Consider the following 21,498-nt stretch of genomic DNA (forward strand, 5'->3'; position numbering starts at 1 on the left):
CTTGTTCATTACAAACAGCTCCTTAGCAAAACTTGGCTATCGCCAAAGTAATTATGACGATAACCAAGTTATTGCTTACGCTATAAACTCTAAATTTTAATACTTTCCTATAGTTATAGTGCATAAAAGCACAATGGCAATTTCAGCAAGCCCTTGCGTTAAAAAATTTACTTATAAGGCTTTATTTCAACATTAATGTGAAGAAGTATGTTCTTCAGCTATTTGACTGATAAGAACTGTACGTGGCTTACTCCCCTCATACGGTCCTACAATACCTCTTTGTTCCATGGCATCGATTAGTCTTGCTGCTCTCGTATAACCAATTCTAAAGCGGCGCTGTAACATAGATACACTAGCGCTTTGCATTTCAGTGATTAATTGAACAGCATCATCATACAATTCATCGTCTACTTCTTCTGCAACCTCATTGACTTCTTCTGGAATCATTTCTTCTTGATAAGACGCCTTTTGCTGTTCAATACAGTGGTCTACTACACGTTCAACTTCTTCATCAGACAGAAAAGCACCTTGTACACGAGTTGGCTTAGAAGATCCAACCGGGATAAACAACATATCCCCTCTTCCCAATAACTTTTCTGCTCCGCCACTATCCAAGATGGTTCTAGAGTCTGTTGCTGAAGAGACACTAAAGGCAATTCTAGAAGGAATATTCGCCTTAATTACCCCCGTAATAACGTCTACAGATGGCCGCTGGGTGGCAATAATGAGATGAATTCCCGCAGCACGTGCCATTTGAGCTAATCGAGTAATTGCATCTTCCACATCACTTGAAGCTACCATCATTAAGTCTGCTAATTCATCTACTAACACGACGATGTATGGAAGATTCGGCTCTGGATCTTCAGCATGTTGGTTATGTTTTCTAATATATTCATTGTATCCTTCAATATTACGTGTTCCTGTATCAGAAAAAAGTTCATATCGTCGCTCCATCTCTGCAACTACTTTTTGTAGAGCTCGAGAAGCTTTTTTCGGATCCGTTACAACGGGAGCAAGTAAATGTGGAATACCGTTATACACATTTAATTCAACTTTCTTCGGGTCAATCATCATCATCTTCACTTCATGAGGTTTAGCACGCATTAAAATCGTAGTAATTATCCCATTTACACAGACACTTTTCCCGCTTCCTGTAGCACCTGCGATAAGTAAATGTGGCATTTTATTCAATTCGCCAACGATTGCTTCTCCGGATATATCTCTGCCAAGAGCAAATAGTAGTTTAGAAGATTGTTTTTGTGCGATACTCTCTAGCACTTCTCGTAACGACACCATAGCTACTTCTTGATTTGGTACTTCGATTCCGACCGCTGATTTCCCTGGAATGGGTGCTTCTATCCGTAAGTCTTTTGCAGCTAGAGCTAGTGCCAAATCATCATGTAAATTAACTATTTTACTTACCTTTACACCAGCTTCTGGATATATTTCATATTTAGTTACCGCTGGACCTACATGCACTTTCGTAACACGTGCTTTTACTCCAAAACTAGTAAACGTACTCTCTAACTTTCTAACCGTCGCTTGAATTTGCGATTTTTCCTGTTGTTGCGAATTGTTTGTTGGCTCTGCCAATAACTGCATAGAAGGAAGAATATACTCATAGTTTTCTACTTCCGTCATCGGCATATTATCTAAGCTATCATTCACTTTCTCCTCTTGTTGAACCATAGACGTCAGTTCCGTTTCTTCTGGAATTTGTTCACTTAATGCCGTATGATCTGTAAAGTCTTGAATAACAGGTTCTGAGATAACATGCTCAGTAACCTCCTCGCCGTTTTGTTCAATTTTAGGTTCATTTTCTTTTATCGAACGTTTTGCAGTTTGTTTTTGTCTCCATGTATCTTGCACGTTTTTTACTTTGCTTGCCAGCCACTTCCACATTTTAGAAAATAGATCGCCTACCGATAAATCAGTCATAAAAATAATACCAATAATGATGGAAAAAACAGCTACAATTTTAGCACCTGTTAAGGAAAATAAATAGTAGGAAAAGGTAAGCAATAAAGCCCCAGCCATTCCTCCCCCCAAATATTCGGATGATAATTGGTTGTCAATATAATTAGAGTAATTTTCCCAAGTAGATCCTAGAATAGAGATTTGCTGATTCGAAGCGATTATTTCATCAAACATTTGGGTGTGTGTCATAAGTAGTACACCACCAAATATAATATAAAAGCCAACCATTTTTTTTGTTGCAAAGTTAGGTAATTTCCGTTTTACCACTAATTTAATACCTGTTACTAATAAGAAAACCGATGCAACAAAATACCAAATTCCTAAGAAAAAGCGAAATAAGTGCTCAAGCCCGCCTGGTATAGCTCCATCACTTATCGCACTAGCTCCACTTCCAAAAATGCCTAAGAAAATAAATAAGAGACCTATTAGCTCTAGTTTTAATTGTTTTTTTAATTTGCTGCTGCGTCTTTTTTTCTTTCTTGCCATACTTTCACCTCAATCATTTTTGGCAATTTAATTAGATGGTAACATTCATTTAAACACTTTTGCTTATCAATGGAATGGAATAATGTCATAGTCAAATTGAGTCTCATTTACGCTAAAAAATTCCACCCGAATTATAAAATATTTATTATCATATATGTATAGCTGAAATATTCAACTTTCATATTTTAGCGTATCTACTTCAATATTAAAAGCAATTACCTCTATTTAGTATATCATACTGACACTAGAGTGACAGTGAAACTAGAACGAACAATTTAAACGCACAAAGGCTCGGGGCGCCCGTTTAGCAACGTATCGACTGGAACTGATCAACTGAAGTCTTAGGAATCATGCTCCTTCAACAGGAATATGCCGGCGCCCTCCGGCAAGCCCGTCTTTAGTTGGCCTTCCTATTTAGAACGAACCAATGATGACTTAGATTAGGGCAATGGAGTGAAGTCGTCTCTTGCTGGGCGCTAGAACCGAACGTGGCTAAATAACTTAGTTAGTTTATCCACAGCTGCAAAATTTTATAATTTCCGATAATTTCCTAGACGAATAAAAAACTGCCCTCAACCTAAAGATTAAAAGCAGTTATATAATATTCAGTTTTCATTCATCTGAGAAATAATCGTACCGGGGGAAAACTCATGATTTAAAAAATCCTTAGGATCGGTTGATAATAATTTAACAATTTCTAATGATCCATCTGCTCTCTTTTCACAATATAGTGGCTTACCATTGTATGAAATCATTTGTCTTTCCGTGTATTCTTGGGAAGTATAAAAAATATCTTCTTTTGATAGCGGTGTATAAATAATCATTGCATCACCTGCTGTTCGTGATCGCCATTTTGCTTAATCAATTCATTTATTTTTTTCATTGCTTCCTTAACGCCGCCAACACCATCAATTAAGCCATATTCTACTGCTGCTTTTCCAACAACATTTGTACCGATATCACGTGTTAAATTACCTTTTGCAAACATTAAATCTTTAAATTTTTCCTCTGTTATATTAGAATGATTTACGACAAAATCGACCACACGATTTTGCATTTCATCCAAATACTCAAACGTCTGCGGTACACCGATAACTAAACCTGTTAAACGAATTGGATGTATCGTCATCGTAGCAGTCGGTGCAATGAAAGAATAATCCGTAGCAACAGCTATAGGCACCCCAATGGAGTGGCCTCCTCCGAGCACAATCGAGACTGTAGGTTTAGATATAGAAGTAATCATTTCAGATAAGGCTAATCCCGCTTCGACATCACCACCAACCGTATTTAATAAAATAACTAAACCTTCAATTTTCGGATTCTGTTCAATAGCAACTAATTGTGGCAATAAATGCTCATATTTTGTTGTTTTGTTTTGTGGTGGGAGTTGTACATGTCCTTCTACTTGTCCGATAATGGAAAGCACATGTATATTTGAATCTGGCGCTTGTGGTACATTAGATTGTCCTAGTTGTTGAATTTTTTGGACTAAAGCAGAGGAATTATTATCTTGCGTTTGATCGCCCTTTTTTTCTGGCTGTTTATCCATTTACTTACACACTCCTCATTAACAAGTTATTCCTCTCATAGTATGATCGTAACATCCGATAATCATGCAGGAAGAAGGAAATATTACTATGTTCTTATTCCATTAAAAATTTTTTCACCTTACCAGTTAGACAAAATAAACACTTGAGGACAGTTTATTAAATGAAATAGGTGAACATTTATTTACCAACCAATTTCATAACTATGGGTATTATTTATGCTATCTTAGAAAAAACTTGGCTTACCGACAAATCTTTTATGACAGGGGCTATAGTTTTAAACCTTAAAACTGTATACTTTCCTATATAGTATAAAAAAATACCGGCATTATATACCGGTATTTTCTAAGATCGTTGTTAATTCATCTTTATCCTGCTGCGATAGTTCAAGTAGTGGCAAACGCAAACCACCAACTTCTATTCCTTTTATGCGAAGGGCAGCTTTTACAGGGGAAGGAGAAGGAGCCATAAATAACCCTTTCATAACAGGCAACAATTGACGATGAAGCTTAGCTGCTTGACCTGTACTTCCTTCTTCAAACAATTGAATCATTTGCTTCATTTCATTTCCTATCAGATGAGAAGCTACCGAAATAACACCTGTGCCTCCAACAGACAATATTGGTAATGTCATACTATCGTCACCACTATATACAGAGAACGAATCATCTGTTAGCTCAATTATTTGAGACACTTGATCAAGATCTCCACTAGCTTCCTTAACAGAAACAATATTATCGATTTTACTTAACGCTACAGTTGTCTCCGTGGTTAAATTTACAATCGATCTTCCTGGTATATTATAGAGCATCACAGGTAGCGATGTGCTTTGAGCTACAGTTTTGAAATGTGCAAATAGACTACGTTGATCTGGTTTATTGTAATACGGCGCTACAAGCATCACCGCATCCACACCACAACGTTCTGCTTCCTTGGTTAAATCTATCGAAGCTTGCGTATTATTCCCTCCAGTCCCTGCAATAACAGGAACGCGTTTATTTACTTGACCAACGACATGTTTAAACAGGCTCACTTTTTCTTCGGTAGTTAAAGTTGGTGATTCACCTGTTGTTCCTGCAATGACTAAACCCTGTGTACCATTTTGCAACAAGTGTTCAATAAGTGCATCTGTCTGCGTATAATCAATATTTCCATTTAAATCAAAGGGTGTGACCATTGCAGTTAACACTTTACCAAAGTTCATTCTAATCACCTTTTCTATTCAATGTGCGGAGTTAAATACGTGACTCAATTCAAAAGCTTCATGCAATGCATTTACTGCGGCTTTTAAATCTTTTTCATGTACGAGTACCCAAATGGTTGTATGGCTGTCTGCAGACTGCAGAATTTGCACATTCGCATCAGTCAATGCTTGCACAATTTTTGCAGCAACACCAGGAACACCAGTCATGCCCGCTCCTACAGCTGAAACCTTTGCACAGTTCTCAGTAATTTCATGTTCAAATCCAAGCGTGTTTAATATGTGTACAGCCTTTTCTGTGTAAGCATTTGGTACAGTATAGATCACCCCTGTAGGTGAAATAGTAATAAAATCAACAGAAATCCCCGCTTCAGCCATTGCTTTAAATACATCTGACTGCATCCCAAATGCTGCCTCTTTCGTTTGTACTTGAATCTGGGTTATAGCATCCATATGTGCAATGCCAGTAATTAATCGATCAATAATGTCCATCCCTTCTACACGTGAAGACGTAACAAGCGTTCCTTCATCTTTGGAGTAGGTAGAACGCACACGCATGGGAATTTTTCCTTGCATAGCAATTTCTACTGCTCGGGGATGAATGACCTTTGCTCCTTGATATGCCAAATTACAAATTTCAGAATACGTAACTACATCAAGTGGTCTTGCTGTTTCAACCACCCGTGGATCAGCAGTCATAATACCATTTACATCTGTGAATATTTCAATCCGCTCAGCTGATAAAGCAACACCTAATGCTGAAGCTGTTGTATCACTTCCACCACGTCCTATTGTCGTAATGTCACCAGATGTTGTAGTTCCTTGAAAACCTGCGACAACTACCACATCATGCGTTTCTAATTCTTGCAAAATTCGTTCTGGCTTTACTTCTTTGATTTTTGCTTCTGTAAAGTCATCTGTTGTAATGAATCCTGCTTGTGAGCCAGTTAGAGCCGTTGCAGCAATATGTTGCTTTTGTAATTCATTAGAAAGTACAACGGATGAAATAATCTCACCGCACGACATGAGCATATCCAATTCTCGTGAAGCATTTTTATTCGCCGGAAAATCCACCAGACTGAGTAGCGTATCTGTAGCATAAGGATCAGGTTTTCTGCCTAATGCAGAAACGACAACTACAAGTTTATATTCTTTTACTAAAGCATCTTTTATATGTTTAATTACATGGTCTCGGTTTTCTTGTGATTGTACCGAAGTACCACCGAATTTTTGAATGAGTATTTCCATTCGTACACCTCTATCGTTGCAACCAATTATTTTGAATTAATTCTTGGGCGATTTGTACCGTATTCCAAGCTGCACCTTTTAATAAATTATCAGATACAATCCATAGATGGAACCCGTGTCTATTGTCTAAATCCTTGCGAACTCTACCAACAAATACATCTTGTTTACCCTCTGCAGCTAAAGGTGTTGGATAAATCTGCTCTTTTGGATTATCCTGCAACACGACCCCCTCTGCATGCTGTAACACTTCCCAAATGTCTTTTACCATTACATCTTCTCTCTCAACTTCGATATATACACTTTCTGCATGAGACGTAAAAAATGGCAAGCGTACACAAGTTGCAGCTACTGAAAGGTCTGGTGCATGCATAATTTTTTTCGTTTCATTAATCATTTTTAATTCTTCAAGAGTATAACCATTCTCTTGAAAAAGATCAATTTGCGGTAGTGCATTAAATGCAATTGGAAAATGCTTTTCATCTCCCTTAACAGGGAGAATAGTTGCTTTCATTTCTTCATTAGACAAATAAGTTTTTGACTGATTCGCTAACTCATCGCATGCTTCATTACCAGCACCTGAAACAGCTTGATAAGTGGATACGATAATACGTCTTAAACCAAATTTAGCTTTTAGTGGCTCTAACGCTGCCACCATTTGAATGGTAGAGCAATTTGGATTGGCAATAATTCCTTGGTGATCTCTTAAGTCTTCTTTGTTGACTTCAGGAACTACAAGTGGCACAGACTCATCCATACGAAAGGCGCTCGTGTTATCAATTACTACTGCACCGCGTTTTACAGCTTCTGGAGCGAGCTTTTTAGAAACTGAACCACCAGCTGAAAACAAAGCAATATCAACGCCTTCAAAGCTTTCAGGTACTGCTTCTTCAACAATGATTTCCTCTTGGTTAAAAACCTGTTTAGAACCAGCAGATCGTTTGGAAGATAAAAGCTTCAATTTATTTATTGGAAAATCTTTCTCTTGTAATAATTCAAGTATTTTATGACCAACTGCGCCTGTTGCTCCAACCACAGCTACATTATAGGCTGATTTTTGCGACATGAATTTATTGCTCCTTTCCAAAACTAGATTATTAGACTTCTAGCTTATCATTTTATCACAGATTAGCTTCGATGAGGAACAATAACTGGTTGTAGTTGTTTAAATTCAAGCGCAGATTCAATAGTCTCTGGTATTAATTCCATTTTTGCAACAAGTGAGTTTGGCTTTAAATAAGGATCATCTTGCCCATACGGAACAAAGTAAATAAACTTACTAGCCATTAAACGCATTAGATTAACTCCATTTAAACCAAGTGCATCATTTGTAGAAACGCCCACTACTACAGGTTGTTGATTACGCATTGTTGCCTTAGCTGCCATTAAAACGGGGGAGTCTGTTAAAGCATTGGCAAGTTTGCTCAAGGAATTTCCGGTTAACGGAGCAATGACCATACAATCTAATGGCATTTTAGGCCCCAGCGGTTCTGCCTCAGGCATCGTAGTTATAATTTCTTTCCCAGTAATGGTTTGAATTTTTTCGATATGGTCCTGTGCATCACCGAACTTCGTGTCGGTCGTTCTTACTGTGTATGTTACAATTGGAACAACTTCAGCACCAAGCGCCATTAATTTCTCCATTTGTGGAAAAACTTGATCATATGTGCAATGGGAACCTGTTAAGCCAAAACCAATTCTCTTACCTTTTAAACGCATTAATCGTACCTCCTATGAAAATTAATATTTATTGGGCATGATTTCTATCTTTACAAAAGATTGCCATTAAAGCTGGTAAATGAATCTTTTCCCTCGTTTTATCTAGCACTGAAATTACTTTCAAAAACTCAAACAGTTAATTGTTTAATACGGATTTTGAATGATTTCTTGTTTTATAACATTTGCTAATATTTTCCCTGCAGTTTTAGGTGCAACTATACTTGGTAAACTGCGCGCCAACATGGCTTTAATACCACGCTGTTTTGCATACGTAAAATCAGTTCCTCCAGGATTTGAAGCCAGGTCAATGATAACTGCATGCGATGGAAGATGCTTCATCTCCTCTTTTCCAATGACAGGAGCCGGGATAGTGTTAATGAGTAAATCGCATGCTTGCATATGAAGCGCTAATTGATCTAGTGGGATTGCTGTTAAACCCATTTCAGTTACTCTTGCTAAATCTTTCATGTGGGTGGCGCTAACAGATACTTTTGCACCTAAAGAAGAAAATTTATTTGCAACCGTATGTCCCACTCTGCCAAACCCAACTACAACGACACAGGAGGAATGGATCGTGAAATCTGTATGTTCAATGGCCATCATAATCGTACCTTCTGCCGTTGGAATGGAGTTATATATAGCAACATCATCTCGGTCTAACAGAGGAACTAACTTTATATTTGCTTTTTTTATCGCATTTTTCAAATAGGCATTGGCTATTCCAGAAAATACAATTGTCGATTTTTTTAATTGTTGGAACCAATTTGTAGAGAGATGGATTTTTTTTTCTGAAAAAACAGGTTCTACTATCCCATTAGAATCCGTACCAGTTATAGGTAAGATAACCGCGTCTAATTCGCTTGGTGTGACTTCATCAATAGCCAATTGTTTTAAGCCTGTGAATCCTTGCTCTAATTTATCAAACCCAATAAGCAAAAGTGTTGTATCTGTTAATGCTTGGAGTTGGCGAATTAATTCTAAATAACGGGCGTCTCCGCCGACTATTGCAATTGTTCGGTTCATGTTTGTAAAGACCCTCCAAACGTACCATTTTCATTCACATTTCTTTATAGCTTATGTATGGAGATCGAGTTAGTGATTACATTTTATGAAAAGAATTACTATACACAAATTTAAGAAGCAAAATCCTATTTAGGAAAGACTACTATATAAAAGTTAATACCACCATTTTATGGAAAATCAATACATTTTCTAAGCATGTATTATAAATACATATGAATAATACAAGAAGAGCTTTACAAAAAAGGTATGCTGTATTTCTGAGGTAGAATCTTACAGCACTTTGTATTGGCGCAAATAGTAACCAAGATGGATTTCAATTGTGTGGTAAAGAACAAAGGATCGGGGCGCCCGTTTAGCAACGTAGCGAGTGGAACAAATCAACTAAAAATTTAGGCACCATGCCACTAAAACAAGAGTATGCCCACGTCGGGCGGCAAGTCTGTTTCTAGTCAGCCTTCCTCTTAGCGACGAATCGATGAGGACTTATCTAGAGCGATTGCGTGAAATCACCTCATTGCTGGACGAAGTGACTATTCGGTTATTTCGTTATCCATAAGCACCTTACGTTATAATTTCCTGTGCAAATAAAAAAGCCGCTTCCAATTTGGAAGGCAGCAACGTTTGATTTAGCACTGTTTAAAAAAATCAATGTGGAAGAAGTTTTCATCCTAAATCATGTTTTAGTATAGCAAGGGGATACGACCTAAAGGTCTCTTACAAAGATGAGGATTTAGCTGCTGTGATATCTCGCTTATACTTGTCAGACCGTATCTTCCAATTCCTCAACTTGTAGTATTGGTAAAGTGTCATATACTTTTCTCTGTATCGATAATAATCATATCCTCGCCCACTTTTTTAATTGCATTCCAGCGAATTTTGGTTTCTTCCGCTTCCTTTTTTAAACCAAACCATTTGTAATTTGGAATAATAAAAGCTTCAATTTGACCAGTAGTTTCATTAATTTCTAAATCTGTTTGTCCCAATACACCTAACCTTGCTCCTTCTTGTACGTTTACAATTTCTTTTCCACTTATTTCTTTATACCTCAATTCATTCCCTCCTACTTTTATTATTTGTAAAGTCTATATGCAAAAAACCTATGATTTCATAGGTTTTTACACAATAGGGCAGGATAAATTTTTATAGAATAAGCTACAAATATATAGTAATATACTTTCCTGTTTGCTCGTGTGAAAAGATAACCCTAATTTCCTTTTGGAGATATTAATGCAATAGATGGTGGTTGTTGAAAAACAATATCCATAACCTGCTGAATTTCAGTATGGTTCACATCATCAATCATTTCTACTAATTCATCTAATGTATAATGTTCTTTTAAAATCAACTCGTTTTTCCCATTTCTGCTCATGCGACTAGTTGTACTTTCCAGACTTAAAAGCAAACTTCCTTTTAATTGCTCCTTACTACTTTGTAATTCTTTATCAGATAAACCCTTCGTAATAAATTTATCAATTGTTTCTTGTATGACGTGAAGTAATTGCTCCGATTGATTTTTTGCGGTGCCGGCGTATATGGTTAGTAGTCCGCTATCCATAAAAGAAGAATGATAAGAGAAAACGGAATAGGCTAATCCTTTTTTCTCTCTAACATCTTGAAACAATCTAGAACTCATGCTTCCGCCTAACACATTATTCATAATGATCAAGCTATAAATAGCGGCTTCATGGACTGCTAATCCGTTGTATCCTAAACACAAATGAACCTGCTCCGTATCTTTATAACGCTCCATCTTTTCACCAAGAAAGGTTGGTTTAGCAAGGGTTTTAGATGACTTTGTAAATGTGTAGCTCCCAAAATACGTTTCAACTGTTTGAATAAAAGAAGTATCTACATTACCTGCAACTGAGATAACCACATTATCTGGTGTATACCTTAAATGTATATAATCTTCTAACATTTTAGATGTGAACGTAGCTAACTTTTCTTCCGTCCCTAGAATGGGTAACCCTAATGGATGGCTACCATATGCTGCCTGAGCAAGCAGATCATGCACTAAATCATCTGGAGTATCTTCATACATTTTAATTTCCTCGTAGACGACTTTTTTTTCTTTTTCCATTTCTTCTTCTTGAAATTGGGAGTGGAAATACATATCTGCTAAAATATCTAATGCTTTATACTTATATGTATCAACAACTTTGGCATATAAGCATGTGTATTCTTTTGATGTAAATGCATTTACTTGGCCACCAATCGCATCAAATTCTTCTGCAATATCCTGTGCAGTTCGCGTTTTCGTACCTTTAAAAAACATATGTTCTAAGAAATGGGAGATACCGTTTATTTCAGCATGTTCATGACGTGAACCCGTTAGGATCCATATCCCTATCGTGACAGAACGAACTGCAGGAACTTTCTCTAGTACAACACGTAAACCATTTTTACAAGTGTGTTTTTCTATCAAAGCATATCCTCCTAAAATATAAAGCGACACAAATTATCGCTTCGTTTCTACCAATTTTTCTATCGTATTTAATTTATAGTCTTTTTCTTTAATAGACGATATTAATTGCTGCAATCCTCTTTCAGTTGCTTCTGTAGGGTGCATTAAAATTGTGGCTCCAGGGTGAATTCTTTCATTCACTCGGTTAAGCATAACAGAAACAGAGGGGTTCTTCCAATCAATTGTATCAACCGTCCATAGTACTGTTTCCATTTTAAGATGATGGCTAACTTCCACTACGTGATTATTATAGCTACCACTTGGAGGTGCAAACCACTTTGGAGTTGAACCAGTTATCGCTTTTATAATATCGTTTGTTTGTACGATCTGATCGACGATGTTTTGATTGGATAACTTCGCCATATCTGGATGATTATATGCATGATTTCCAATAAGATGACCTTGTTCTGCAATCATTTTGACTAATTCAGCATTGTTTTTTGCCCATTTCCCTTCAATAAAGAAAGATGCTTTTACCCCATTGTCTTTTAAAATCGAAAGGATGTTAGGGATATATTCTTCTCCCCACGATACATTAATTAAAAATGACACCATTTTTTTTTCGGGATGCCCTCGATAAATTGGAGATGCAGGTAAATCTTTTAAACCAACTTCGGGAGTAATTTGATCGAATACTAACAGCGATTCTTGAAAACCTTCATCTTTACGTTTCATTTTTGTATATGATTTTTCTACATTTACAGTTAAACCATTTCTCCCAGGTGTCTTTTTCCAAACTTTGTCAATATATGCATTTTGTGCAGGCTCATCATATTCTTTTGCTTTTTGTTTAATTTCTTCGTATAGTGAGTCAGTTGTTTTGGCAGTTTGAACTATAACAGGTGATTCGACTGGAGTAAATGGATTTTTATTCATATCAAAGGTAAGCCCTACTATAATAATAAACACAACAACATGAAGTAAATTTCGATATCGCCGCATCCTTACGTACCCCTCCCTTATATCCTTACTTATATGATAGTAAGGGACAAGTTATGATAGCGACTTTTGATTACTTCCATTTTTGCTAGGTTTATTCAAGTATTCCTATCATCGATCCACTTCTCCCCTATTTTTCGTCATGAACGGTAAGGTAATGTAAAAGGGGAAGGGGAAGGGGAAGGGGCGAAAAACGTTTTATTCATCAATATAATAAAAAGCAAAAAATTGGCATTTATCGTATAAGCAAAAAAAGGCTTACAGCATGGTGATAAACCTTCGTTTTGCTTTATAGATTGATTATATAAAACAACGTCGCTTTGTTTATGTAAAATAAATTAGAAAAGCTCAGCCTGCGTTATAAAGTCTTGGCGATCAGCTGCGTTTTTTCACCACTGTGCCCTAACAATGTTTGGGTTGTTGGGGTATTTTTAGATCATGTTCCAAAACCCCAACATCTATTTTAGAGCCTACTATAAAAAAAGAAACTGGGTTGCCAGCTTCTTGTTTACTGCATGGAACTACTGATTTTTTGCAGCTTCTTTTCTTTCCCGTTCTTCTTTTAAAACTGCTTTTCGAGACAAGTTTACTCTTCCTTGATTGTCAATTTCTTTTACTTTTACTAAAATTTCATCACCAATAGAAACGACATCTTCTACTTTATTTGTACGTTCTTCAGCCAATTCAGAAATGTGAACCAAACCGTCTTTACCTTTAAATAATTCAACGAATGCGCCGAATTTTTCAATTCGTTTTACTTTTCCTAAATATAATTGTCCAACTTCAACTTCACGTACTAAGTCCTCAATGATTTTCTTCGCTTTTTCATTCATCGCTGCTTCGGTAGATGAAATAAACACACTTCCATCTTGCTCAATATCGATTTTTACACCTGTTTCATCAATGATTTGATTAATTTGCTTTCCGCTTGGACCAATGACGTCACGAATTTTGTCTGGATTAATTTCCATCGTTAAAATTTTTGGTGCGTATTCTGAAAGATTGTCTTTCGGCTTTTCAATTGTAGCAAGCATCGATTCAAGAATATGCATTCTTCCTTTTTTCGCTTGGTGTAATGCTTCTTCTAAAATTTCTTTAGATAAGCCATCTATCTTAATGTCCATTTGCAATGCAGTAACACCTTTAGCCGTTCCAGCAACTTTAAAGTCCATATCGCCAAGAGCATCCTCCATACCTTGAATATCAGAAAGAATGGAATAATCGTCTCCTGATTTAACAAGCCCCATCGCAATACCTGCTACAGGTGCTTTAATCGGAACACCAGCGTCCATCATCGCAAGCGTGCTAGCACAAATACTTGCTTGTGAAGTTGATCCATTTGATTCTAACACTTCTGATACTAGGCGAATGGTATATGGGAAATCTTTTTCAGATGGAACTACTTTCTCTAATGCTCGTTCTCCTAATGCTCCATGACCAATTTCTCTTCGACCAGGTCCTCTCATTGGCCCTGTTTCTCCCACACTATATGCAGGGAAATTATAATGATGCATAAAACGTTTAGATTCCTCTAAATCAAGACCGTCTAAAATTTGCACATCCCCTAAAGCTCCAAGTGTACAAACGCTTAATGCTTGCGTTTGACCTCTAGTAAATAAACCGGATCCGTGCGTACGTGGCAATACATGTATTCGGGATGATAACGGGCGTATCTCATCAATTTGTCTACCATCAGGACGAATTTTTTCTTTCGTAATTAACCGACGTACCTCAGCTTTTACTATTTGATCAAGAATCGTTTTTACTTGCTTGCTTGTGTCGTCATCTTCTTCATAAGCAGCTAGCACGTCTTCTTTAACCGCAGAAATCGCTTCTTCCCGAGCATGCTTCTCTTTAACCTGAATAGCCTTTACTAACTTATCTTTTGCTTTTGCCTCCACTTCTGAACTTAATGCTTGATCTACATCAAATAAAGTAGGTGCTTGTTTTTTCTTTCCTACTGTTCTCATAATTTGCTCTTGGAACTCTACTAATCGGATGATTTCCTGATGTCCAAACATAATTGCTTCTAACATGACTTCTTCAGGAACTTCATCAGCACCTGCTTCTACCATATTAATGGCGTCTTTTGTTCCAGCAACGGTTAATTCAATGTCACTTTTTTCCTCTTGCTCTACCGTAGGGTTAATGATAAATTTCCCATCTACTCGACCTACGTTCACTCCTGCAATTGGTTCGGCAAATGGAATGTCAGAAATGCATAAAGCAATTGAAGAACCAATCATTGCTGCTATTTCTGAAGGACAATCTTGATCAACACTCATTACCGTACTAATCACTTGAACTTCATTTCGATACCCATCAGGAAATAAAGGTCGAATCGGTCGGTCAATAAGACGTGAAGATAGAATGGCTTTTTCACTTGGCCTACCTTCTCTTTTAATAAACCCTCCTGGTATTTTACCTACTGCGTATAACCGTTCTTCATAGTTAACTGTCAAAGGAAAAAACGGAAGATCCTTAGGTTCACTTGAAGCTGTTGCTACAGATAAAACAGCTGTATCTCCATAATGAATCATACAAGCACCACTTGCTTGTTTTGCTAATTCTCCAGTTTCGACGGTAAATGTTTTGCCAGCTACCTCTATAGAGAATTGTTGTTTTTCTTCTGCCATTAGTTCATGTTCTCCTTTCAAATTGCATGATACTATCCATTTTATAGTTTAAAAGCATGATTGTAAATTTTATGTAGCCTAAATCAAGGGTTGACCAATTTTTATGTACATATACCATAAACAACCATCTCGGTTCTATTATATACATCGAATACTAGTAAGAAAAGTACAAGCCATTACATGCTTCCGTAATTATCTTAATTTCATTATATTCAATAGTATCTCTTGCCTTCGCTTTCAATATTAGAAAGACTTTGCCTGTCGCCACGTTTTATGGCGAAAAATCGAAAAAACATATACTTTCCTATAGTAAAAAAGTTTTCGCAATGTCATAGCCACAGAAAAAAGCAGGATCTCTCCTGCTTTTTTCTTATCGGCGTAAACCGAGCTTTTTAATTAATTCACGGTAACGTGTAACATCTTTATTACGTAGGTAATTTAATAAGTTACGGCGTTTACCAACCATTTTCAATAATCCACGACGTGAATGATGGTCTTTTTTATGAACACGTAGATGTTCGTTTAACGTAGTGATTTCTTCCGTTAGTACAGCAATTTGTACTTCTGGAGAACCAGTATCGCTGTCATGAACCTTGTATTCATTAATAATTTCATTTTTACGTTCTTGTGAAATAGCCAATTGGTTCACCTCCTAATTACATTTGAAATCCCCAATTCCCTAGCAAACGTCGGAGTTACGTTTTGCCAAGCAATGGTTCAATATTTTCATCTTACATTTCTTTCTTTGAAAAAGCAAGTAAAAAATAATACTTTACTTATAGTATTTAATCGTCAGGCATTTATAACTATGAAATAGAGTAACTTATCATTGTATCCTTGTTATTCACATTTAGACAAATCATTATGATGGTTGGCGAATAATTGCCGAATTTGTTTTTCGTCCTGAGCAATTTGAACTTTTAAATCGTTCATTCCATCAAACTTTATTTCATCACGAACAAAAGAATGAAACTCAATTAATAGCTCCTCTCCATAAAGCTCATTATTATAATCAAATATGTGAACTTCAAGAATCGGTTCTTTCAAGTTATCTTCAAAAGTAGGATTAAATCCTAGGCTTGCCATTCCCTCATATTTTTCCTGTTTATAAAATATTTTGACTGCGTAAATCCCCGGTTTGGGTAGTAAAGCCTCTTGGTTTGTCATCACATTAGCAGTTGGGTACTCCATTTGCTTCCCACGTTGTGCACCTTTCACAACAAGTCCATCAACAAGTAACGGTCTACCGAGTAATATATTTGCTTTTTCAACTTCACCCGAAGAAAGTAACTTACGAATTCTTGTTGAACTAATTTTTTCATTATCACATTGGACTTTATCTACCTTCGTAAAAGTGAAGGCCCCTCTTGCATGGTCGTGTATTGTATCTATATTCCCGCTCCCTTTATGACCATAAGAAAAATCAAATCCAGCAACAAGATGCTTTATATGGAGCCCTTTTATAAAGTGGTTAATAAATGCTTCTGGTTGAAGTGCAGCTAACTCGGAATTAAAAGTAATAATGTATAATTTATCTACACCTAATCGTTTTAAAATTTCTTGTTTTTCGCGTAGTGGTGTAATGTATTTAACTTGCTGCTTCTCTTTTCGTAATACGACAGAGGGATGAGGATAAAACGTAATAACCGCACTTTCCATATTTCTATTCTTCGCTTCGTTTATAGCTGTTTTAATAACATGTTGATGTCCTTTATGTATTCCATCAAAAAAACCAATGGCTGCAACTGTTTCGGGAAGTTCTTCTAATATAAGCATGTGCGGATATGTTAACTCAATTGTTCGCAACTTTCTTCACCTACACTTTTTTATCTACTAAATACACGGACAGGTTTTACATAACCAGTTTGCTTTTCATACACTTTATAAATGGCTAGTACACAGTTGTTGTGCACAACAACAAATGGGTCTGTTTTAAATTGGACGTTGCAAGGAAGCTTTTGTCCATATAAAACCCTTTGGGCTACTTCTTGATCTACATTCCATACATCTAAATGTGTTAACCCGAATTGAAGTGGGTATAGGATGTTTGTTGTACGTTGATTTAAAATAGCCTCTTCTATTGTAGCAAATGTAACCGCATTTTTGTTAGAAAATGCTCCTGTTGCTTCTCTAACCAATGAAACCATATGTGCAGGGTACCCTAAGGCTTTACCTATATCTACACATAATGTACGAATATAGGTTCCTTTTGAACAGACAACGCGAAAAGATATAGTGTGTTCTTTGTTGTCTGGAGGCGATAGTAAACTTATTTCTTCAATGCTTACCGTTCGCACTGGACGCTCGACGTATTGATTTTCTCTAGCGTATTCATACAATTTCTTCCCTTTTACCTTAACAGCTGAGTACATAGGTGGGATTTGTTTAATTTCTCCAGTGAACTGAAGGCATATTTCTTCAATCTCCTTTTGGAGCGGCATTACATTAACCACTTTCTCCTCAACTATCTCACCTGAAGCATCTTCTGTATTTGTAGCAGCTCCTAACTTAAGCTTAGCCACATATACCTTTTTCGTATTTGTTAAAAAAGGAACAATCTTTGTTGCTTTTCCAATACAGATAGGTAAGACCCCTTCCACATCTGGATCTAACGTACCTGTGTGTCCAACTTTCTTTGTTTGAAACATTTTGCGAATTTTAATTACACAATCATGCGAGGTAAGACCTCTTGGTTTCCATAATGGCAAAATTCCATGCAACTGTGAAAACCTCCATTCCATATAAAGTGAACCTTCCACAAACTGAGAAATTATGGATGGAAAAAATCTGACCCTATAACATCAGGTCAGATTTTTCTCCATGCCAAATTTAATCCCGATTGATCTCTGCGAACATATGCATTTTATTATTGGCACATCAGTTATTTAGATCTTTTAAAATTGTCTCAATCCGATTACCATATTCATATGCTTCATCAAATTCAAACATCAACTCAGGTGTTTTGCGCAAGCGAATACGTTTGCCAATTTCCGATCGAATAAACCCTTTTGCTTTTGCTAAACCTAGCAGCGTATCTTTTTTCTGCTTGTCATTACCTAAAACAGAAATAAACACTTTTGCTTGCTGCAAGTCACCAGTAACTTCAACATCTGTAACTGTTACAAAGCCAACTCGTGGATCCTTAATTTTGCGAGTTAGGATTTCACCTAGCTCTTTTTTCATTTGCTCGCCCACTCGATTAGCACGTAGTTCAGCCATTTCATTCACCTCTTATACTAAAACCCAACCAGGGCATGCTTCTAAATTCTTTCTATATGGGTAATGGTTCGTTCTAGCTGTGTGTAGGAATCAATAACGTCCATTACACCTTGTAATACTTGCTCTGCATGTGCTCGCTCTGTTGATATAGTAACGATCCCAAATTTTATACGACGCCATAAATCATGATAATCCAATTCTGTAATAGCTATATTAAAATCTTTTTTACATTTGGTTAGCACAGGCTTTATAATCGATCGCTTCTGTTTTAACGAGTTGCTCTCATATAAAAAACATTCTACTTCCGCATACATAATCATTCAGGCTTGATTTCTTCCATAATAAACGCTTCAATGATATCTCCTTCTTTAATATCATTAAAGTTTTTAATGGTTATACCACATTCGTAATTCTGCGCGACTTCCTTCACATCGTCTTTAAAACGTTTTAATGCAGCAATTTCACCTTCAAATTGTACAACGCCATTACGAACTAAACGCACTCCAGCATCTCGCGTGATTTTACCATCTGTTACATAGCTTCCAGCAATTGTACCAATTTTTGAAACTTTAAACGTTTCACGAACTTCAGCCTGGCCAATTACTTTTTCTTCGTATTCAGGATCAAGCAACCCTTTCATTGCTGCTTCTACTTCTTCAATTGCTTTGTAAATCACACGGTGTAAACGAACATCTACTTTTTCCCTGTCAATCGCCTTTTTCGCATTCGCATCTGGGCGTACGTTAAAGCCAATAACAATAGCGTTAGATGCTGCTGCCAAAATTACATCGGATTCCGTAATGGCGCCGACACCTGTATGAATGATTTTAATATTGACACCTTCGACTTCGATTTTTCTTAGTGAAGAAGCGAGCGCCTCTGCTGATCCTTGCACATCAGCTTTAATAATAATATTAATTTCTTTCATTTCACCTTGTTTGATTTGTTCAAACAAATCATCTAGGCTAACTTTTGTTTGTTCGCTACGGCTTTCCTGAATTTTCTTCTGTTGCCTTGCTTCACCAATTTGACGAGCTTTTTTCTCATCTTTGAATACGAGGAATTGATCTCCAGCTTCAGGTACACCATTTAATCCTGTAATCTCTACAGGTGTAGATGGACCAGCTTCTGTTACTCTTTGACCAACATCGTTAACCATAGCCCGGACACGGCCGTGCGTATTTCCAACAACTAGTGAATCTCCAACATGTAATGTTCCATTTTGTACAAGTAAAGTAGCAACAGAGCCTCTACCTTTATCCAATTGCGCATCAATAACGGTACCAAATGCGGTGTTACTTGGATTAGCTTTAAGCTCTTCGATTTCAGACACAAGAACGATCATTTCTAGCAATTCGTCAATTCCTTCCCCTTTGATTGCAGATAGGTTGACAAATATCGTGTCTCCTCCCCAATCCTCAGGTACAAGTCCATACTCGGTCAACTCTTGCATAACACGATCAGGGTTTGCGGCTTCTTTGTCCATTTTGTTAACCGCTACAATAATCGGAACTTCCGCCGCTTTCGCATGGTTGATTGCCTCCACTGTTTGTGGCATAACTCCATCATCAGCAGCAACAACTAGGATAGCCACATCTGTAACTTGGGCGCCTCGAGATCGCATGCTTGTAAAAGCTGCGTGCCCTGGCGTATCCAAAAATGTGATCTTTTTTCCATCGTTTTCAACTTGGTATGCTCCAATATGCTGTGTAATACCGCCCGCTTCACCAGCAGTAACCTTTGTATGGCGAATGGAATCTAATAATGTTGTTTTTCCATGATCAACATGTCCCATAATTGTTACAACAGCTGGGCGTTCTACCATATCTTCAGGCTTATCTTCTGCGACATATTTGTCTAAATCCGTATCTTCAAGAATAATTTCTTTTTCAACTTCTACACCAAATTCAGCACAAATCAATTCAATGGAGTCATCATCTAAATCTTGATTTTTAGTAGCCATTACACCTAAAAACATCAATTTTTTAATAATCTCAGATGCTTCTTTATTCAATTTATCAGCAAGTTCGCTAACAGTTAGCGTTCCATGATACTTCATTGCTTTTGGTGTTTCTTTCTCCATTGTTGATTGTTTTGGCTGTGCTTTCGTATTCGCTTTGCCTTTTTTAACTTGTTTCCCCTGTGGTTTCTGTTGCTGTTTCTTAGGCCTCTGCGAATGATTTGGTTTATTTTGCTTATGAGTTTGGCTTTGTTTCGAATTTGATTGATTATCGCTTTGCTTTTCCATTTTTTGTTGTTTAGATTCTTCCTTTTCTTGCTTTTCTTGCTTTTGCACTTTAAATTTTTTATCAAGCAGTGCTATTGTATTAGGGGAAATCGTCGACATATGGTTTGTCACATCGATATCCTGTTCTTTAAGAAAAGCAACAACTGCTTTACTAGATAGATTATTTTGTTTTGCATATTCATATACACGCATTTTACTCATACGTTCACCCCCAAAATTATTCCCCGAGTAACGTGTTCATTTTTGCAGCAAATCCTGCGTCTAAAATAGCTATTGCTACTCTCTGGGTCTTTCCGATAGCATTCGATATTGTTTCTCTATCATCTACTATAACATATGGAATTTTATAGGTTTTGCATTTGTCTGTTATTTTCTTTTTGGTTTGTGGACCAATATCATTCGCAAGTAAAATCAATACAGCACGTCTGGACCGAATATCTTTCAGTATCGTATCTTCACCAAGCGAACATTTTCCAGCTCGAAAAGCAAGACCAAGTAGGTTTAAATAATTATTTTTCATTCGTTGTACCTGCTATTAGATTCCTTAATTCTTCATAGATAACTGAATCAATAGTTGCATTTAAATGTTTAGTTAATACGTTTGTTTTTTCTGCTTGGTCAATAACAGCAATGTCTTTACACAAATAGGCTCCCCGGCCATTTTTTTTGCCAGTGGTATCTACAAATACTTCTCCATCTTTATTACGTACTACACGAATTAAATCTTGCTTTGGCATCATTTCATTGGTTACTACACATCTGCGAGTAGGGATTTTTCGTTTTTTTACCATTCC

At 36.8% G+C, this 21,498-nt stretch carries 20 protein-coding genes; all 20 read right to left on the reverse strand.

The window, feature by feature from the left end:
* Positions 1 to 192: 192 nt before the first annotated feature.
* The 20 genes from BUB45_RS02680 to rnpM all read right to left on the reverse strand — a co-directional run bounded on the left by BUB45_RS02680 (position 193) and on the right by rnpM (position 21,495).
* On the reverse strand, positions 193 to 2,463 hold the full coding sequence (locus BUB45_RS02680; protein WP_073004971.1) for an FtsK/SpoIIIE family DNA translocase: 2,271 nt from the start codon (positions 2,461 to 2,463) through the stop codon (positions 193 to 195).
* 605 nt (positions 2,464 to 3,068) lie between these two features.
* Positions 3,069 to 3,287 (reverse strand): YlzJ-like family protein, encoded by a 219-nt coding sequence (locus BUB45_RS02685; protein WP_073004973.1) that lies wholly within the window; start codon positions 3,285 to 3,287, stop codon positions 3,069 to 3,071.
* A complete protein-coding gene (locus BUB45_RS02690) occupies positions 3,284 to 4,012 on the reverse strand; it encodes a ClpP family protease (protein ID WP_073004975.1) in 729 nt (242 codons plus the stop codon). Before BUB45_RS02690 ends, BUB45_RS02685 begins: the two co-directional genes overlap by 4 nt.
* 326 nt (positions 4,013 to 4,338) lie before the next feature.
* Positions 4,339 to 5,214, reverse strand: coding sequence for a 4-hydroxy-tetrahydrodipicolinate synthase (dapA, locus tag BUB45_RS02695; protein WP_073004977.1), 876 nt, complete (start codon positions 5,212 to 5,214; stop codon positions 4,339 to 4,341).
* 18 nt (positions 5,215 to 5,232) lie between these two features.
* Positions 5,233 to 6,459 carry an aspartate kinase gene (dapG, locus tag BUB45_RS02700; RefSeq protein WP_073004979.1) on the reverse strand — a complete coding sequence of 409 codons (1,227 nt, stop codon included), beginning with the start codon at positions 6,457 to 6,459 and terminating at the stop codon, positions 5,233 to 5,235.
* Between the two features lie 10 nt (positions 6,460 to 6,469).
* Entirely contained in the window at positions 6,470 to 7,522 is a 1,053-nt protein-coding gene (gene asd, locus BUB45_RS02705; RefSeq protein ID WP_073004980.1) for an aspartate-semialdehyde dehydrogenase, read from the reverse strand.
* A gap of 62 nt (positions 7,523 to 7,584) precedes the next feature.
* Complete coding sequence (dpaB, locus tag BUB45_RS02710) at positions 7,585 to 8,175, reverse strand: dipicolinate synthase subunit B (protein ID WP_073004982.1); 591 nt, start codon at positions 8,173 to 8,175, stop codon at positions 7,585 to 7,587.
* A 144-nt stretch (positions 8,176 to 8,319) separates the two neighbouring features.
* Positions 8,320 to 9,198, reverse strand: a complete 879-nt coding sequence (dpaA, locus tag BUB45_RS02715) for a dipicolinic acid synthetase subunit A (protein ID WP_073004984.1) — start codon at positions 9,196 to 9,198, stop codon at positions 8,320 to 8,322.
* A gap of 806 nt (positions 9,199 to 10,004) precedes the next feature.
* Positions 10,005 to 10,247, reverse strand: a complete 243-nt coding sequence (locus BUB45_RS02720; protein WP_073004986.1) for a YlmC/YmxH family sporulation protein — start codon at positions 10,245 to 10,247, stop codon at positions 10,005 to 10,007.
* A 155-nt stretch (positions 10,248 to 10,402) separates the two neighbouring features.
* Positions 10,403 to 11,623, reverse strand: coding sequence for a M16 family metallopeptidase (locus BUB45_RS02725; RefSeq protein ID WP_073004988.1), 1,221 nt, complete (start codon positions 11,621 to 11,623; stop codon positions 10,403 to 10,405).
* A 33-nt stretch (positions 11,624 to 11,656) separates the two neighbouring features.
* The gene (locus BUB45_RS02730) at positions 11,657 to 12,604 is read right to left on the reverse strand and encodes a polysaccharide deacetylase family protein (protein WP_073004990.1); all 948 of its coding nucleotides are present in this window, start codon (positions 12,602 to 12,604) and stop codon (positions 11,657 to 11,659) included.
* A gap of 518 nt (positions 12,605 to 13,122) precedes the next feature.
* Entirely contained in the window at positions 13,123 to 15,237 is a 2,115-nt protein-coding gene (gene pnp / locus BUB45_RS02735; protein WP_073004992.1) for a polyribonucleotide nucleotidyltransferase, read from the reverse strand.
* Between the two features lie 370 nt (positions 15,238 to 15,607).
* Positions 15,608 to 15,877, reverse strand: a complete 270-nt coding sequence (gene rpsO / locus BUB45_RS02740; protein WP_073004994.1) for a 30S ribosomal protein S15 — start codon at positions 15,875 to 15,877, stop codon at positions 15,608 to 15,610.
* A 200-nt stretch (positions 15,878 to 16,077) separates the two neighbouring features.
* Positions 16,078 to 17,043: a bifunctional riboflavin kinase/FAD synthetase gene (locus tag BUB45_RS02745; protein WP_073004996.1), complete on the reverse strand. Its 966-nt coding sequence runs from the start codon at positions 17,041 to 17,043 to the stop codon at positions 16,078 to 16,080.
* Between the two features lie 20 nt (positions 17,044 to 17,063).
* The gene (truB, locus tag BUB45_RS02750; protein ID WP_073004997.1) at positions 17,064 to 17,957 is read right to left on the reverse strand and encodes a tRNA pseudouridine(55) synthase TruB; all 894 of its coding nucleotides are present in this window, start codon (positions 17,955 to 17,957) and stop codon (positions 17,064 to 17,066) included.
* A gap of 157 nt (positions 17,958 to 18,114) precedes the next feature.
* Complete coding sequence (gene rbfA / locus BUB45_RS02755; RefSeq protein ID WP_073004999.1) at positions 18,115 to 18,456, reverse strand: 30S ribosome-binding factor RbfA; 342 nt, start codon at positions 18,454 to 18,456, stop codon at positions 18,115 to 18,117.
* 41 nt (positions 18,457 to 18,497) lie between these two features.
* Positions 18,498 to 18,776, reverse strand: a complete 279-nt coding sequence (locus BUB45_RS02760; RefSeq protein ID WP_073005001.1) for a DUF503 domain-containing protein — start codon at positions 18,774 to 18,776, stop codon at positions 18,498 to 18,500.
* The gene (gene infB, locus BUB45_RS02765; protein ID WP_073005003.1) at positions 18,773 to 20,905 is read right to left on the reverse strand and encodes a translation initiation factor IF-2; all 2,133 of its coding nucleotides are present in this window, start codon (positions 20,903 to 20,905) and stop codon (positions 18,773 to 18,775) included. Before infB ends, BUB45_RS02760 begins: the two co-directional genes overlap by 4 nt.
* Before the next feature lie 16 nt (positions 20,906 to 20,921).
* Positions 20,922 to 21,224: a L7Ae/L30e/S12e/Gadd45 family ribosomal protein gene (locus tag BUB45_RS02770; RefSeq protein ID WP_073005005.1), complete on the reverse strand. Its 303-nt coding sequence runs from the start codon at positions 21,222 to 21,224 to the stop codon at positions 20,922 to 20,924.
* Positions 21,214 to 21,495: an RNase P modulator RnpM gene (rnpM, locus tag BUB45_RS02775; RefSeq protein WP_073005007.1), complete on the reverse strand. Its 282-nt coding sequence runs from the start codon at positions 21,493 to 21,495 to the stop codon at positions 21,214 to 21,216. Before rnpM ends, BUB45_RS02770 begins: the two co-directional genes overlap by 11 nt.
* Positions 21,496 to 21,498 lie beyond the last annotated feature (3 nt).

Origin of the sequence: Virgibacillus chiguensis, assembly GCF_900129865.1 — a bacterium.
Taxonomy (GTDB): domain Bacteria; phylum Bacillota; class Bacilli; order Bacillales; family Amphibacillaceae; genus Virgibacillus; species Virgibacillus chiguensis.

Excerpts from the sequence above, each read along its gene's own strand:
- infB (WP_073005003.1), bottom strand. The coding sequence starts at position 20,905 with ATGAGTAAAATGCGTGTATATGAATATGCAAAACAAAATAATCTATCT.
- rnpM (WP_073005007.1), bottom strand. The coding sequence starts at position 21,495 with ATGGTAAAAAAACGAAAAATCCCTACTCGCAGATGTGTAGTAACCAAT.
- BUB45_RS02770 (WP_073005005.1), bottom strand. The coding sequence starts at position 21,224 with ATGAAAAATAATTATTTAAACCTACTTGGTCTTGCTTTTCGAGCTGGA.
- BUB45_RS02680 (WP_073004971.1), bottom strand. The coding sequence starts at position 2,463 with ATGGCAAGAAAGAAAAAAAGACGCAGCAGCAAATTAAAAAAACAATTA.
- BUB45_RS02690 (WP_073004975.1), bottom strand. The coding sequence starts at position 4,012 with ATGGATAAACAGCCAGAAAAAAAGGGCGATCAAACGCAAGATAATAAT.
- rbfA (WP_073004999.1), bottom strand. The coding sequence starts at position 18,456 with ATGGCTGAACTACGTGCTAATCGAGTGGGCGAGCAAATGAAAAAAGAG.
- asd (WP_073004980.1), bottom strand. The coding sequence starts at position 7,522 with ATGTCGCAAAAATCAGCCTATAATGTAGCTGTGGTTGGAGCAACAGGC.
- dapA (WP_073004977.1), bottom strand. The coding sequence starts at position 5,214 with ATGAACTTTGGTAAAGTGTTAACTGCAATGGTCACACCCTTTGATTTA.
- dapG (WP_073004979.1), bottom strand. The coding sequence starts at position 6,459 with ATGGAAATACTCATTCAAAAATTCGGTGGTACTTCGGTACAATCACAA.
- dpaB (WP_073004982.1), bottom strand. The coding sequence starts at position 8,175 with ATGCGTTTAAAAGGTAAGAGAATTGGTTTTGGCTTAACAGGTTCCCAT.
- BUB45_RS02730 (WP_073004990.1), bottom strand. The coding sequence starts at position 12,604 with ATGCGGCGATATCGAAATTTACTTCATGTTGTTGTGTTTATTATTATA.
- BUB45_RS02685 (WP_073004973.1), bottom strand. The coding sequence starts at position 3,287 with ATGATTATTTATACACCGCTATCAAAAGAAGATATTTTTTATACTTCC.
- pnp (WP_073004992.1), bottom strand. The coding sequence starts at position 15,237 with ATGGCAGAAGAAAAACAACAATTCTCTATAGAGGTAGCTGGCAAAACA.
- BUB45_RS02760 (WP_073005001.1), bottom strand. The coding sequence starts at position 18,776 with ATGATTATGTATGCGGAAGTAGAATGTTTTTTATATGAGAGCAACTCG.
- dpaA (WP_073004984.1), bottom strand. The coding sequence starts at position 9,198 with ATGAACCGAACAATTGCAATAGTCGGCGGAGACGCCCGTTATTTAGAA.